14 protein-coding genes and 1 tRNA gene are annotated in these 13621 nt (G+C 66.4%); 8 read left to right on the plus strand and 7 right to left on the minus strand.

The features are described from left to right. The first annotated feature begins 91 nt into the window (after positions 1-91). Positions 92-967, plus strand: a complete 876-nt coding sequence (locus tag B6S44_RS11040) for a helix-turn-helix domain-containing protein (protein WP_164985795.1) — start codon at positions 92-94, stop codon at positions 965-967. A 64-nt stretch (positions 968-1031) separates the two neighbouring features. After that, positions 1032-1658: a 2'-5' RNA ligase family protein gene (locus B6S44_RS11045; RefSeq protein WP_129156957.1), complete on the plus strand. Its 627-nt coding sequence runs from the start codon at positions 1032-1034 to the stop codon at positions 1656-1658. A 15-nt stretch (positions 1659-1673) separates the two neighbouring features. On the opposite strand, the gene B6S44_RS11050 is transcribed toward B6S44_RS11045, so the two are convergent. Then, the gene (locus tag B6S44_RS11050) at positions 1674-2255 is read right to left on the minus strand and encodes a phosphoribosyltransferase family protein (RefSeq protein WP_129156958.1); all 582 of its coding nucleotides are present in this window, start codon (positions 2253-2255) and stop codon (positions 1674-1676) included. 231 nt (positions 2256-2486) lie between these two features. Between B6S44_RS11050 and B6S44_RS11055 the strand changes: the two genes are divergently transcribed. The 3 genes from B6S44_RS11055 to B6S44_RS11065 all read left to right on the plus strand — a co-directional run bounded on the left by B6S44_RS11055 (position 2487) and on the right by B6S44_RS11065 (position 4828). Beyond that, positions 2487-2837, plus strand: coding sequence for an ArsC family reductase (locus tag B6S44_RS11055; protein WP_129156959.1), 351 nt, complete (start codon positions 2487-2489; stop codon positions 2835-2837). Between the two features lie 78 nt (positions 2838-2915). Then, on the plus strand, positions 2916-4040 hold the full coding sequence (gene tgt / locus B6S44_RS11060) for a tRNA guanosine(34) transglycosylase Tgt (RefSeq protein ID WP_129156960.1): 1125 nt from the start codon (positions 2916-2918) through the stop codon (positions 4038-4040). After that, the gene (locus B6S44_RS11065) at positions 4037-4828 is read left to right on the plus strand and encodes a hypothetical protein (protein WP_248309551.1); all 792 of its coding nucleotides are present in this window, start codon (positions 4037-4039) and stop codon (positions 4826-4828) included. Before tgt ends, B6S44_RS11065 begins: the two co-directional genes overlap by 4 nt. Here B6S44_RS11065 and B6S44_RS11070 read toward each other — a convergent pair. Both B6S44_RS11070 and eno read right to left on the minus strand, forming a co-directional pair. After that, complete coding sequence (locus B6S44_RS11070; protein WP_129156961.1) at positions 4802-5722, minus strand: DMT family transporter; 921 nt, start codon at positions 5720-5722, stop codon at positions 4802-4804. The two genes, B6S44_RS11065 and B6S44_RS11070, sit on opposite strands and share 27 nt — an antisense overlap. An 80-nt stretch (positions 5723-5802) precedes the next feature. Beyond that, a complete protein-coding gene (gene eno / locus B6S44_RS11075; RefSeq protein ID WP_129156962.1) occupies positions 5803-7086 on the minus strand; it encodes a phosphopyruvate hydratase in 1284 nt (427 codons plus the stop codon). Between the two features lie 160 nt (positions 7087-7246). Between eno and queF the strand changes: the two genes are divergently transcribed. Beyond that, the gene (queF, locus tag B6S44_RS11080) at positions 7247-7702 is read left to right on the plus strand and encodes a preQ(1) synthase (protein ID WP_129156963.1); all 456 of its coding nucleotides are present in this window, start codon (positions 7247-7249) and stop codon (positions 7700-7702) included. Between the two features lie 60 nt (positions 7703-7762). On the opposite strand, the gene B6S44_RS11085 is transcribed toward queF, so the two are convergent. Genes B6S44_RS11085 through B6S44_RS11100 form a run of 4 tightly spaced genes read right to left on the minus strand, consistent with a single transcriptional unit; the run spans position 7763 to position 11740 of the window. Continuing rightward, complete coding sequence (locus tag B6S44_RS11085) at positions 7763-8983, minus strand: MFS transporter (protein ID WP_129156964.1); 1221 nt, start codon at positions 8981-8983, stop codon at positions 7763-7765. Further along, complete coding sequence (gene kdsA, locus B6S44_RS11090; RefSeq protein ID WP_129156965.1) at positions 8976-9845, minus strand: 3-deoxy-8-phosphooctulonate synthase; 870 nt, start codon at positions 9843-9845, stop codon at positions 8976-8978. Before kdsA ends, B6S44_RS11085 begins: the two co-directional genes overlap by 8 nt. A gap of 40 nt (positions 9846-9885) precedes the next feature. After that, positions 9886-10290, minus strand: a complete 405-nt coding sequence (locus B6S44_RS11095; RefSeq protein WP_248309552.1) for a DoxX family protein — start codon at positions 10288-10290, stop codon at positions 9886-9888. Between the two features lie 4 nt (positions 10291-10294). Then, the gene (locus tag B6S44_RS11100; RefSeq protein ID WP_129156966.1) at positions 10295-11740 is read right to left on the minus strand and encodes a multicopper oxidase family protein; all 1446 of its coding nucleotides are present in this window, start codon (positions 11738-11740) and stop codon (positions 10295-10297) included. Between the two features lie 166 nt (positions 11741-11906). On the opposite strand from B6S44_RS11100, the gene B6S44_RS11105 reads away from it, so the two are divergent. Beyond that, a tRNA-Leu gene (locus B6S44_RS11105) sits at positions 11907-11991 on the plus strand. Positions 11992-12077: 86 nt separating this feature from the next. Continuing rightward, on the plus strand, positions 12078-13502 hold the full coding sequence (gene tig, locus B6S44_RS11110) for a trigger factor (RefSeq protein ID WP_129156967.1): 1425 nt from the start codon (positions 12078-12080) through the stop codon (positions 13500-13502). Positions 13503-13621: the final 119 nt, after the last annotated feature.

A 13621-nucleotide genomic window follows, 5' to 3' on the forward strand; every position in this document is an offset into this window, starting at 1 on the left:
GTACTTTCACAAGAAAATGCCATCGCCTCTGCTTGACCGGAATGGAGCTTTCACCCAACCTATTGGACAAAACGAACATCGGGTTGCTCGCATGTCGCTCGCTTCGGTGCCGGCCTACTGGCTCTATGACGAGCCACGGGAGCAGCGTTTCCCCGATGCGCTGCATATCGAACGCATCAGCGCCCGCAGTGCTCCACGCGACTGGCGGATCGAGCCGCATCGCCACCAGGACATGGCCCAGTTCTTCCTGATCGCCTCGGGTGGCGGCCTGGTCCGGGTCGACGGTGTCGAGCATCGGCTGATCCCCGGCACGGTCCTCCTGCTGCCGCCGCTGGCGATCCATGAGTTCCGGTTCAATCCGGACACCGAAGGATTCGTCGCCAGCGTCGCGACCTCGACGCTGACGCCGCTCTTCGAAGCCGAGCCCGCGCTCGGCGCCGTGCTGAGCGAGGCGTTCGTCGACAGGCGAGGGCCGAACGATGCGGGCACGGCTGAGCTCGCCATGACGATGGAGGCAGCGCTCGCCGAGTTCGGCCGCAACCGCGGCAGTCGCGAGCTCGCGCTAGCCGCCCATGCGCGCCTGATCGCGATCTGGTTCGCCCGCATCGCGCGTTCGCACGCAGTGGCAAATAGCGGCTCGAACGATGCGCGCGCCGTGCTGGTCAGGCGCTTCATCGAGCGTGTCGAAAGCCATTTCCACACGCATGAGCCGCTCGACGCCTATGCACGCGATCTCGGCGTCACCGGCCCGCATCTCACCCGTGTCTGCCGCGAGGTCCTCGGCCATTCCGCGATGCGGGTCATCCAGGGCCGGCTGATGATCGAGGCGCGGCGTGACCTCGTCTACACCCGCTCGCCGGTCTCGCAGATCGCCTTCCGGCTCGGCTTTTCCGACCCTGCCTATTTCTCCCGCTTCTTCGCCGCGCGGGCGGGCATGTCGCCGTCGGAGTACCGGGCGGCGGGGTGAGGGGTGGTCACGCCCGCTGGAGCCCGTGATTGCTTTTGTTCTTCTTTTGTTCTATCGATGAGTGATGAGGAGATCATCTCCTGACCAATTGAACCTCTTTGGTGAAGGAGGTGGTTGTGTACCCGCCGAACCCTCGCAACGGCTCGGCGGTCAGCCTTGGACCAGTTGCTTCTTTGCCGTGCTGCCACCGCCCGCCGTCGCTCAGTCCGTCCACGCGCTTGGACATCAGCTGCGGCGCTCGATCGGCCTGCGCGGTAAGCTGATCGGCCCGGATCGCTACCATATCACCCTGTGCGGCACCGGCGCGTTTGGCGAAGTTCCTTTCGAGATTATCGAGCTCCTCAAACAGATTGGAACAGCCATCCAAGACCCTGTCTTCGATGTCTTTTTCGATCTGACGGCGGCATTCAGTGGCTCGTACGGAAAGCGGTCGCTCGTTCTTATGGCGAGTGACACACTGCCGGCCTTGCTCACACTCCAGACACGCCTTCATGATGCCATGCAGGCGGCGAACCTGCCTGTCGACGAGCGGTTCAACCCACACATCACGCTGCTTTACGACAAGCGGCCCGCTCCGCGGATCGAGATACCTCGTTTGAGCTTCACCGTGCCCGAGTTCGTTCTGATCCGCAGCGTCCACGGCACGAGCCGCCACGACCATCTTGCTCGCTGGCAACTCGGCGCCCGATGATTGCGCCGATGTCCACTAGGCGCCTTCGCTCTCCGGCGCTGTTCGCGGGACGGTGCGCAACACCTCTGCCCTGATCCCACCGCCGGCAAGGCGCTCGCGTCCGCCCATTCCCTCGATGTCGAAGACGAAGAGCGCCGTGTCGCAATGGCCGCCGAGCCGGCGGATCAGCCGCGCCGTCGCCAGCGCCGTGCCGCCCGAGATCAGGCAATCGTCCACGATCGCGACACGGCGGCCCGCCAGCCGCGCGCCTTTCGAAATCACGACGCCTTCGCCCAGCTCGTAATTCGCGATGATGCTGCGCATCACCTCGTTGCGAAGCGAGTCGACTTTGCGGATGTCGATGAAGCCGAGGCCGTTGCGGTAGGCCAGCGCCCCGGCAAGGCCGAGCCCGCCGATATCGAGGCCAGCCAGCACATCGATCTTGGCCGGTATCCGCGACGCGAGAGCATCGACGATAGGACGGGTGAGTGTCGCTTCGCTGGTTGCGATGGAGAGGTCGGGGAAATCCACCCCGGCAGCCGGATGATTTTTCCAGGAGCGGAACGGAATATCGAGGTCGTCGCCGCTCGTCGCGGCCTGCTGCAATTGCTCGATCATGGCGCGCCCATCCGTTTCCTTGCTCGCCCGATACGCGCCATCGTTACCGGCCGGATGACAGGACGCGAGAGACGCCTGATTGTCCGCGCTGCGATCGGCGATGGCAACGAGCGCCTGCTCGGAACACTCAGCTTTCTTCGCCGTAGTCCGGCGCCAAGCGGCGGGATCGCTTGATCTCCGGTCGGCCGCATGCCACCCCGGCGCCGACGATAATCAGCGACGGTCGGAACGATGGTCACGCTCTACGGCATCAAGAACTGCGACACGATGAAGAAGGCCTGGAGCTGGCTCGACGCGCACAAGATTCCCTACGCCTTCCACGACTATCGCGTCTCCGGCATCGACAAGACCAAGCTCGAGGCCTGGTGCAAGGAACTCGGCTGGGAGAAGGTGCTCAACAAGGGAAGCACGACCTTCCGCGAGCTGCCCGAGGCCGACAGGCAGGGCCTCGACGCCAAGAAGGCGATCGCGCTGATGCTGGCGCAGCCGACGATGATCAAGCGCCCGGTGCTCGATCTCGGCGAGCGCCGCATCCTCGCCTTCAAGCCGGACGTTTACGAAGCCGCTTTCGCCAAGCGCTGAGCGCCCGGCTGCCGGCACAGCCCCGCCCGGCGCGCAAGCCTCTTTCGCGAAAGGCGGCGCTGGGCTAGGCCGGCGCCCATGACGACGGAATTCAGCTTTCATCTTCTCGGCCGGGACGGCTCAGCCCGCACCGGCGAGGTTCGCATGCCGCGCGGTGTGATCCGCACGCCGGCGTTCATGCCGGTCGGCACCGCCGCGACGGTCAAGGGTATGTATCCCGAGCAGGTCAAGGCGCTCGGCGCCGATGTCGTGCTCGGCAACACCTATCACCTGATGCTGCGCCCGGGTGCCGAGCGCGTCGCCAGGCTTGGCGGCCTGCACAAGTTCATGAACTGGCCGCATCCGATCCTGACCGATTCCGGCGGCTTCCAGGTGATGTCGCTCGCCAACCTGCGCAAGCTGACCGAGGAGGGCGTGACCTTCCAGTCGCATATCGATGGCTCGAAGCATGTGCTGACGCCCGAGCGCTCGGTCGAAATCCAGAACCTGCTCGGCTCCGACATCGTCATGCAACTCGACGAATGCGTCTCGCTGCCCTGCGAGGACAAGGTCGCCGAGAAGGCGATGCGGCTCTCGCTGCGCTGGGCCGAACGCTGCAAGACGGCGTTTGGTGACCCGGCGGGGAGGGCGCTGTTCGGCATCGTCCAGGGAGGGGCTGTGCCAGCGCTGCGTGTCGAGAGCGCCCGCGAGCTCGCCGCCATGGACCTCAAGGGCTACGCCATTGGCGGACTCGCGGTCGGTGAGCCGCAGGACGTGATGCTGGCGATGATCGAGACGGTCGAGCCGCATCTGCCGCAGGAGAAGCCGCGCTATCTGATGGGCGTCGGCACGCCGGACGACATCGTCGAGGCGGTCAGGCGCGGCGTCGACATGTTCGACTGCGTGATGCCGACCAGAGCCGGCCGCCATGGCCAGATCTTCACCCGCTTCGGCCGGATGAACCTGAAGAACGCCAAGCATGCCGAGGATGTCAGGCCAGTCGATCCTCAATCCTCCTGCCCGGCGGCCAACACCTATTCGCGCGCCTATCTGCACCATCTGGTCAAGGCCGAGGAGATGCTCGGCAAGATGCTGCTGACCTGGGTGAACCTGGCCTATTATCAGGACCTGATGGCTGGCCTGCGCGCCGCCATCGCCGCCGGCCGGCTGGAGGATTTCATCGCTGAGACCAAGGAAGGCTGGGCCAAGGGCGAGCCGGCGTGATCGATCCCTGGCTCGGCCTGCTGCTGCTCAAGATGGCGGTCGCGGCCGCCATCGTCGTCAGCTGTTCGCTGCTGGCCGAGCGAAGCGGGCCGCTGCTCGCGGCGATGATCGCGACGCTGCCGATCTCGGCCGGGCCGGTCCTGGCATTCCTCGCGCTCGATCACGACGCCACCTTCATCTCAGCCAGCGCGCTGGGCAGCATGAACTCCAATCTCGGCAATGCCTGCCTGTCGCTGGTCTACGTCCTTTTGGCGCAACGCTTCGGTACGGTCGTCAGTCTTGGCGCCGGGCTGTTCACTTGGGTCGCGGCGATTGTTGTGCTGCGTGAACTCGCCTTGCCCTTTTCGGCGATCCTGGCGCTGACGATCATCGTCTTCCCGGTGCTCCATGGAATTTTCCGGCCCTATCTCGCGGCGCGCCCGGCCAAGCCTCCGGGTCGGCTCTGGTATGTCCTGCCATTGCGCGCAGCTGCCGTCGCCACGCTGACCGGCGTCGTCACCACCTTGAGCGCCACGGTCGGGCCGACCTGGTCGGGCGTGCTAGCTGCGCTGCCGCTCGTGCTGTCGAGCTTGATCGCGATCCTGCAGCCGCGCATCGGCGGCCCGGCCAGCGCTGCGGTCATCGCCAACAGCGCGCTTGGCCTGCTCGGTTTCGGACTGGGGCTCGCCACCCTTCACGCTACGGCGCCGATATTCGGCTCCTGGGCGGGGCTCGGCCTCGGCCTGCTGGTCTGTATCGTCTGGAATCTCGGCCTGATGGTGCTAGCGCGCCGCCGCGCGACGCCATGAGGCGACGAACAGCCCGGCGATGATCAGCGCGATACCGCCGATCTGCAGTCCGCTCGGGATCTCGCCAAGCACGGGGATGGCGAGCAGCGTGCCGACAACCGGGATCATCGGCGGAAAGCGCCCGGCTACCGAGGGGCCGAGCACCGGCGTCGACCAACTCCAGATCCACAGACCGACGATGACGTTGAGCACGCCCTGATTGATCGCGTGCAAGACCAGCACCCACCAGGGCGCGACGTCGAAGCCACGGAAATAGAAGGCGAAGTAGATCGGCAGATAGGCCATCGACAGCACCGAGACGACCGCTGTGGCCTTGAGCGCATTGACCCGCCAGAGCTGGATCAGCAGCGGATAGCCGCCCCAGACCAGTCCGACGCCGAGAAAGCAGAGATCGCCGAAGACAATGCTCGGGTTGGAGTGCGTCGTGCCGGCGATGCCGAGGCAGGCGAGGCCGATGAGCACCGCAATGACGCCGAGCACGAGCTGCCGCGTCAGCAGCGCGCCGAACAGGACGACGCTGCCGACGATCCCGATCACGGTGACCGTGCCGGGCCCGATCACCGCGCCATGAGCGGCGGGAGCGAAGGTCAGCCCGGTCATGAGCAGGAAGCTCATCGGGAAGCCGCTCATCACCGCCAGGATCAAACCGCGCTTCCAGCCGAGACCGGCGCAATCGCTGAGGCCGCCGGCCATCATGAAGCTGGGCAGGAGCAGGAAGCCGGCGGTGACGAAGCGCAGCGCCAGCATGTCGTGCGAGGAAAGGCCGTTCAGCACCGCATGGCGGCTGACGACGAAATTCGCCCCGAAGATCACCATGGCAAAGACCATGCCGGCAAAGGCGAGTTGCCTGCGCCGGCGCAGTTTCTCGTCGGAAAGCGGAACGGCTTGATGCATGCTCCGGCTTAGCGCGATGCCGGAGCTGCCGTTAGGGGCCAAACCGCATGGCGCTGCCTATTGCAGCGCAGCAGAACAGCTCAGGCGAGGGCCTTCAGGGCCGAGCGCCCGGCATAGATCGCCTGGGCGCCGAGCTCCTCCTCGATGCGAAGCAGCTGGTTGTACTTTGCCGTCCGGTCGGAGCGGGCAAGGGAGCCGGTCTTGATCTGCCCGCAATTGGTCGCGACGGCGAGATCGGCGATGGTCGCGTCCTCGGTCTCGCCCGAGCGGTGCGACATCACCGCGGTGTAGCCGGCGCGCTGCGCCATCTCGACGGCGGCCAGCGTCTCGGTCAGCGTGCCGATCTGGTTGACCTTGACCAGGATCGAGTTGGCCGTCTTCTCCTTGATGCCCCGCGACAGGCGCGTGACATTGGTGACGAAGAGGTCGTCGCCGACGAGCTGGCACTTGTTGCCGACGAGATCGGTCAGCGCCTTCCAGCCCTCCCAATCGTCCTCGGCCATGCCGTCCTCGATCGAGATGATCGGATAGCCGGCGACCAGCTTGGCGAGGTACTTGGCCTGTGCCTTCGGGTCGCGGGTTTTGCGTTCGCCTTCATAGACATAGGAGCCGTCCTTGAAGAACTCGGTCGCGGCGCAGTCGAGCGCCAGCGCGACGTCTTCGCCGGGCTTGTAGCCGGCCTTCTCGACCGCCTGCATGACGAAGTCGAGCGCCGCCTCGGCCGACTTGATATTGGGGGCGAAGCCGCCCTCGTCGCCGACATTGGTGTTGTGGCCGGCGTCGTGCAGGGCCTTCTTCAGCGTATGGAAGATTTCAGCACCCATGCGCAGCCCCTCGGCAAAGGAGGGCGCGCCGATCGGCATCACCATGAATTCCTGGAAGTCGATCGGATTGTCGGCATGGGCGCCGCCATTGACGATGTTCATCATCGGCACCGGCAGGACGCGGGCCGACGTGCCGCCGACATAGCGATAGAGCGGCAGGCCCGAGGCTTCGGCGGCGGCCTTGGCGACGGCGAGCGAGACGCCGAGAATAGCGTTGGCGCCGAGCTTGCTCTTGTTCGGCGTGCCATCGAGCTCGATCATCGCCTGGTCGATCGCCGCCTGGTCTTCGGCGTCCATCGCGACAATCGCTTCGGCGATCGCGACATTGACGGCCTCGACCGCCTTCAGCACGCCCTTGCCGAGATAGCGGCTCTTGTCGCCGTCGCGCAGCTCGACCGCCTCATGCGCGCCGGTCGAGGCGCCAGAGGGCACCGCGGCGCGGCCCATCGAGCCGTCTTCCAGCACGACATCGACCTCGACCGTCGGGTTGCCGCGGGAATCGAGGATCTGGCGGCCGATGATGTCGATGATCGCGGTCATGGCAGGCTCCGGAGCTGAGGTGGGCAAGGGATGCCGCGCTTCTAGACACAAGCTGCGGCGACGGGAAGGGGCGGTGGCGTTTATCCGGGGTGGGGATTAAAAGCCGCGGCAACTCAGCGTTCGTCATCGACGAACGCCCACCTGCCCAGGACGAAACGACATGACACTCGACGCATCGACCCTTCAGCTCGGCAAGGCGAGCGACCTGCCGCGCTCGCCGGAGGAAGCCCGCCTCGACCGCGTGCCGAACCCTCATGCCGGCACCGATTATCTCGCGCGCTTCACCTGCCCGGAATTCACCTCGATCTGCCCGGTCACCGGCCAGCCCGATTTCGGCATCCTGGTGATCGACTACGTGCCGGGCGACTGGCTGGTCGAATCGAAGTCGCTGAAGCTCTACCTCGGCTCCTTCCGCAACCACGGCGCCTTCCATGAGGACTGCACCGTCGGCATCGGCAAGACGCTGGTCGAGCTGCTGGAGCCGAAATGGTTCCGCATCGGCGGCTACTGGTATCCCCGCGGCGGCATCCCGATCGACGTGTTCTTCCAGACCGGCGAGACCCCGAAGGGGCTGTGGCTGCCCGACCAGGGTGTCGCGCCCTATCGCGGGCGCTGAGAGCTTGCCGCCGAAAAGTGCGAAGCGGTTTTCGGATTACGGCACGCTCAAAAAAGAACCTCAGGTCCGGCTGCCCGCCAACGGCAGGATGCGCGGCGTTGCGAAGCCGAGCAGGGTAATTCCGGCGGCGAAAAGCAGGATCGCGCCGCTGGTGCCGAAGAGGTGCAGGGCTGCGCCCATCAGCACCGGCCCGAGCGCATGGCCGCAGAACAGCGCGCAGGCGAACAGCGCCACCGCCGAGCCGCGCGCGGTCGGCGCGAGCTCGGTCGCCTGCGCCTGGAAGGTTCCGTGCATCAGGAAGAAGCCGAAGCCGCTCAGCGTGAAGATCGCGACCGCGCTCCACCAGGGCAGGAAAGGGAGCGAGAAGAGAGCGAAGGCCAGCCCCATGACAATGCCGCCTAGCGTCGTCATCCTGGTTGGGCCGAGCCGCTCGACCAGGATCCGGGTCAGCACGCCGTAGACGATGCCGCCGAGCCCGGTGCCGGCGATGACGAGGCCGGCCTGCGACGGACCGACACCGGCACGCTCCTGCAGGATCGCGGCGATATAGGGCGGCATTCCGAAGATCAGGCTGCCCTCGACGATGACGAGCCCGTAGAGCAACTTCGAACGCGGATTGGCGAAGACGGCGGCATAGTTCGCGAGCGCGCCTGCGAAGCTGAGCGGTGCGCGTCGCGCATCCGGCCTCGGCTTCAGCACGATCAGCACCAGCGCACCGGCGATCGCGGCGAGGCCGGCGGCCATCACGAAGACATAGCGCCAGCCGATATGCTCGGCGATCAAGCCCGAGCAGGCTGCGCCGACCATCTGCCCGACGATCATCAGCACCAGGAAGCGGCCGAGCATGACCTGCCTCTCGGCCATGGGCGCGCGGTCGCCGATCGCCGCCATCGCGACCGGGATGATGCCCCCAGCGGCGATACCGGCGACCATGCGCACGACCGTCAGCGCTTCGAACGATCCGACGAAAGCCACTCCGAGCGACAGCAGCGCGAGCCCGCCGAGGCAAGCCGAGATCGTCCTGAGCTTCCCCAGCGAATCGGCGATCGGCCCTAGGAACGGCTGGCCGACGGCGTAGGCGAAGGAGAATGCGGTCGCGACGGCGGCGACCTGGGCGATGCTGCGGCTGAATTCGGCCGCCAGCGTCGGCACCAGCGGATCGAGCAGGCGCATCGTGAAGGTCGAGGCGAAACCGCACGCCCCCAGCACGAGGATCAGCGAATTCAGCGAGCCTTGCGAGGGCGTCGATGGAGGTGGCGGGGCGCTTGGGGCGTCAGACATACGCCAGCGTAGAGTGCACCGTACGCTTGGCAAGACGATCGAACTCTTGCAGCTCTGCGATCAGCGCATGGAAGTCGCGCAGCGGCACCATATTCGGCCCATCCGACGGGGCGTTGTCCGGATCCGGATGTGTCTCAATGAAGACGCCGGCGACGCCGACCGCCACCGCAGCCCGCGCCAGCACCGGCACGAATTCGCGCTGGCCGCCGGTCGAGGCGCCCTTGCCACCGGGCTGTTGCACCGAATGGGTCGCGTCGAAGATAACCGGGGCGCCGATTTCCGCCATGATCGGCAGGCTGCGCATGTCGGTGACCAGCGTGTTGTAGCCGAAGGAGGCGCCGCGCTCGGTCAGCATCACGTTCGGATTGCCGCTCTCGGTCACCTTGGCGGCGACGTTGACCATGTCCCAGGGCGCCAGGAACTGGCCTTTCTTGACGTTGACGACGCGGCCGGTCTTTGCGGCGGCGACGAGCAGATCGGTCTGCCGGCAGAGGAAGGCCGGGATCTGCAGGATGTCGACCACTTCGGCGACCGGCGCGCACTGGCTCACATCGTGGATATCGGTCAGCACCGGCATGCCGGTGCGCTCGCGAATCTCGGCGTAGACGGGCAGGGCGGCCTCGAGTCCCATGCCGCGCTGGCCCTTCACGCTGGTGCGGTTGGCCTTGTCGAAGGAGGCCTTGAAGACGAGGCCGATGCCGAGCCTCTCGGCTGTCTCCTTCAGTGCCAGGGCGATCTCGAGTGCGTGATCGCGACTTTCCATCTGGCAGGGGCCAGCGATCAAGGCGAGCGGCAGGCCGTTACCGAATCGGACGGGCCGGGCGAGCTCGGCGCCCACGGTGACGATGGCGTTGGCGGTCATGACGGGCTCCTTGGCTTAAGGCCGGGGGTTTAGAAGCCGCTCACTTGCGTGGCAAGCGCCGCCATGGCCAGCGCGTGACGCCGGAAGCGTAGAGCGCCGCCCAGATCAGCACCGGTTGGAAGGCTAGGCGAGGGCCGTGGTACCACCAGCTGCTCGGCAATCCCGGAAGGACGATGTCCTCGATGGCGTGCTTGAGATTGGCCGGGAGCACACAGAGCGCGTAGAGCGCAAGGCCGATCCCCGCAGTCTTGCGCAGACGCGGTACAAGCAGGCCGAGCGCGCCCAGAATTTCAGCGATGCCTGTCACGATCACGGTTAAGTGCGGCGCCGGCACCCAATCCGGCACGATGAGCAGGAACGCTGCAGGCGAGCGCAGATGCAGCAGGCCGGCAGCGAGATAGAACGCCGCCAGCAGCCAGAGCATGGCGCGCCGTCCCGCGCTCATCGCCTTACGTCACCTCGAACCAGCTCCACAGCCCGCGGTCGAAGCGCTCCAGCACGGTCGAGGAGATCAGCCAGCGCCCGGGATTGTCGGCGATGAAGGCGATATGCAGACGCTTGCCCTCGGGTATCTGAACTGTGTCGAGGAAATAGGGCTCCCAGCCGTCGTCGAGCGGATGCAGCAGGCGGAAGCTGTGGCCGTGGACATGCAGCGGCTGCAGGAAGGCCGTCCTGTTGGTGATGCCGATCACCACCGGCGCGCCGCGCTTGACGCTGAACAGCGGCTTGCCCTTCGGATCGCCCTGGCCGCCATTGACGGTCCAGGGCCTGGCGAGGTCGAGCCCGGTGAGGTCGAGCTTGTTCTCGGACGTGATCTTGGCACCGCCCTCGATCACCATCTCGGCGCGCCTGGCGTCCTGCAACCGAACCGCCGCCGGCAGGGCCGGGTTGGGCTGCATCGCGGCGATCGGCGCGCGCGCCGGCTTGGCCGCGCCCTCCGAGACGAAGCGCACCAGCGGCACGCCCGGTCCGATCAGCGCGGTCACGCTGGCGCTGGCACCGACCGTCTCCGGCATGTCGAAAATCACGTCGTAACGCGTGCCCGGCGCGAAAGGCAGCTGCCCCCGGACCGGCTCGAAGGTATCGGTCGGCTGGCCGTCGACCGCCGCGACCGAGGCTTTCATCTCGTCGAAGCGCAATCGCATGATCCGCGCATTGCAGGCATTGGCGAGGCGAAGCCTGACGCGGGCGCCCGGCGGCAGCTTGACCGGCAGCGGCGGCGGCTTGCCGTTGACGGTCAGCCAGCTGCCGAGCCGGCCAGCCGCAGCGCCGTCTTGTCCCTCAGTGGCGAAGGGCAGGAGCTTCTGGTCGTCGCCGAGCAGCCAGTCGCCAATCAATGCCGGCAGGTCGAGATCGACCGAAGGCGGCTCCTTCTCCTCGACGATCAGCATCCCCGAGAGCCCGCGTCCCGCAGGCTCGGAGGAGCCACCGAGCAGCATTGGCCGATAGAGGAAGGTGCCGGAATCGGGGGGCGTCAGCCGATACTCGAATTGCCCGCCCGGCGGCACCGGCTCCTGGCTGAAGCCGCCGACGCCGTCCATGGCGTGATCGGCGCGCAGACCATGCCAGTGCAGGGAGAGCGGCTTGTCGGTTCGATTCTGCAGGGCAAGGCGCAAGGTCTCGCCTTGCTTTACTCTGAGCACCGGGCCTGGCGTCGCGCCATCGAAGGCCCAGATTTCCGTTTCGGGCGCCGGTGCAGGCCGCAGCCGCACCTTGGCCGAGGTCGCGACAAGGTCTCGCACCGCGCCGCCGATATGCGGCGTCGAAACAGTCGGCGCCTGCTGGGCCAGTGCGGAAAGCGGGGAGAGCAGGGTCGCGGCACCGGCGGCCCGTGCGATGACAAGGCGTCGGCTGGGATGAGGGCGCGAGGCCGGCGGCGAGGCGTCTTTGCTCATGGTCGCGACATAGCCGGGCCGTGCTGTTCTGGCGAGTGGAAAGCCGCTCGGGAGCGGTCTTCGCAGAACTGTCGCATTTTTTTGCTGCATGGCGCGCCCGAAATGGTATAGCGGCGCGGCCTACGGTGCTGCTGTCGCGAAGACTGCGATATGGCGCACCGGGTCGGCGGGCGTGGCGGAACTGGTAGACGCACTGGTTTTAGGTACCAGCGGCGAAAGTCGTGGGGGTTCGAGTCCCTCCGCCCGCACCAGGATTCGGATTTCGCGAGCGCAGCGGCGGTCACCCGGCGTCGCGCTTTGGACATTGAAGTTAAAGAGCTGTTGGCGGATCAGAACAATGAACGTGACGGAAACCCTGTCCCAGGGCCTCAAGCGCGAATTTCAGGTGGTGCTGAACGCCACCGACCTCAAGTCGAGGCTCGATGACAGCCTTCAGGACCTGCAGGGCAAGGCCAAGATCAACGGCTTCCGTCCCGGCAAGGTCCCGGTCGGCCATCTGCGCCGGCTCTATGGCCGCTCGGTCATGGCCGATGTGGTGCAGAATGCCGTCAACGAGGCGAACCAGAAGATCATCGCCGACAACGAGCTCAAGCTCGCCTTCGAGCCGCAGATCAAGTTCCCCGAGAACAAGGACGAGATCGAGGCCGCGATGGAAGCCAAGGGCGACCTTGCCTTCACTGTCGCGCTCGAGGTGCTGCCGAAGATCGAGATCGTCGATGTCTCGGATATCGCGCTCGAGAAGCCGGTCGCCGAGGTGCCCGAGGCGGACGTCGATGCCGCGCTGGAGCGCATGGCCTCGCAGAACCGCAGCTTCGAGTCGAAGAAGGACGGCGCCAAGGCCGCCAAGGGCGATCGCCTGCTGATCTCCTTCACCGGCACGCTCGAGGGCAAGCCCTTTGACGGCGGCACTGGCTCGGAAATCCCGCTCGAGCTCGGCGCTGGCCAGTTCATCCCGGGCTTCGAGGAGCAGCTCGAGGGCGCCAAGAAGGGTGAGCAGCGCACCGTATCGGTGACCTTCCCCGAGAACTATGCGGCCGAGAATCTCGCCGGCAAGCCGGCCGAGTTCGCCGTCACCGTCGACGACGTGCAGGGCCCGGGCGAGCTCAAGATCGATGACGAGCTCGCCAAGGGCTTCGGCATGGAGTCGCTCGACGCACTCAAGACCGCGATCCGCGAGCAGATCGGCCGCGAGTTCGGCGAGCAGTCGCGCCGCAAGGTCAAGAAGAGCCTGCTCGATGCGCTCGACGGCAAGTACGGCTTCGAGCTGCCGCCGACCCTGGTCGAGCAGGAGTTCGCCGCGGTCTGGAGCCAGGTCGAGGCGGACATGAAGAACGCCAACAAGACCTTCGCCGACGAGAACACCACCGAGGACGAGGCTCGCGCCGAGTACCGCAGGATCGCCGAGCGCCGCGTGCGCCTCGGCCTCGTGCTGGCCGAGATCGGCGAGCAGGCCAAGATCCAGATCGCCGATGACGAGGTGACGCAGGCCCTGATCCAGCGCGCCCGCCAGTTCCCCGGCCAGGAGAAGGAAGTCTGGGAGTTCTATCGCAAGAACCCGCAGGCGTTGGCTGAGATCCGCGCCCCGATCTTCGAGGAGAAGGTCGTCGACCATCTGCTCGGCCAGGTGAAGGTCTCCGACAAGTCGGTCTCGCGCGAGGCGCTCTTCGCTGATGACGAGGAAGAGGGCGCCGCCGAGGACAAGCCGAAGGCAGCCAAGGCGAAGAAGGCCAAGAAGGCCGCGGATGACGAGGCTTCGGCCTGATCCTTCCGCACCTGGCTTACGATTTCGCGCCGCCCGCATCCCGCCGGGCGGCGCTTCCCTTTTCAGCTGCCGCCGGCATGCTTATGTGGGGTTTGGCCGCTCTCGGCTGATTCCCGCCC

Origin of the sequence: Allobosea sp. Tri-44 (genome assembly GCF_004123845.1) — a bacterium.
Taxonomy (GTDB): Bacteria; Pseudomonadota; Alphaproteobacteria; order Rhizobiales; family Beijerinckiaceae; genus Allobosea.

Excerpts from the sequence above, each read along its gene's own strand:
- queF (WP_129156963.1), top strand. The coding sequence starts at position 7,247 with ATGACACTCGACGCATCGACCCTTCAGCTCGGCAAGGCGAGCGACCTG.
- B6S44_RS11100 (WP_129156966.1), bottom strand. The coding sequence starts at position 11,740 with ATGAGCAAAGACGCCTCGCCGCCGGCCTCGCGCCCTCATCCCAGCCGA.
- tgt (WP_129156960.1), top strand. The coding sequence starts at position 2,916 with ATGACGACGGAATTCAGCTTTCATCTTCTCGGCCGGGACGGCTCAGCC.
- B6S44_RS11040 (WP_164985795.1), top strand. The coding sequence starts at position 92 with ATGTCGCTCGCTTCGGTGCCGGCCTACTGGCTCTATGACGAGCCACGG.
- B6S44_RS11045 (WP_129156957.1), top strand. The coding sequence starts at position 1,032 with ATGAGGAGATCATCTCCTGACCAATTGAACCTCTTTGGTGAAGGAGGT.
- B6S44_RS11070 (WP_129156961.1), bottom strand. The coding sequence starts at position 5,722 with ATGCATCAAGCCGTTCCGCTTTCCGACGAGAAACTGCGCCGGCGCAGG.
- tig (WP_129156967.1), top strand. The coding sequence starts at position 12,078 with ATGAACGTGACGGAAACCCTGTCCCAGGGCCTCAAGCGCGAATTTCAG.
- eno (WP_129156962.1), bottom strand. The coding sequence starts at position 7,086 with ATGACCGCGATCATCGACATCATCGGCCGCCAGATCCTCGATTCCCGC.
- kdsA (WP_129156965.1), bottom strand. The coding sequence starts at position 9,845 with ATGACCGCCAACGCCATCGTCACCGTGGGCGCCGAGCTCGCCCGGCCC.
- B6S44_RS11055 (WP_129156959.1), top strand. The coding sequence starts at position 2,487 with ATGGTCACGCTCTACGGCATCAAGAACTGCGACACGATGAAGAAGGCC.
- B6S44_RS11050 (WP_129156958.1), bottom strand. The coding sequence starts at position 2,255 with ATGATCGAGCAATTGCAGCAGGCCGCGACGAGCGGCGACGACCTCGAT.
- B6S44_RS11095 (WP_248309552.1), bottom strand. The coding sequence starts at position 10,290 with ATGAGCGCGGGACGGCGCGCCATGCTCTGGCTGCTGGCGGCGTTCTAT.
- B6S44_RS11085 (WP_129156964.1), bottom strand. The coding sequence starts at position 8,983 with ATGTCTGACGCCCCAAGCGCCCCGCCACCTCCATCGACGCCCTCGCAA.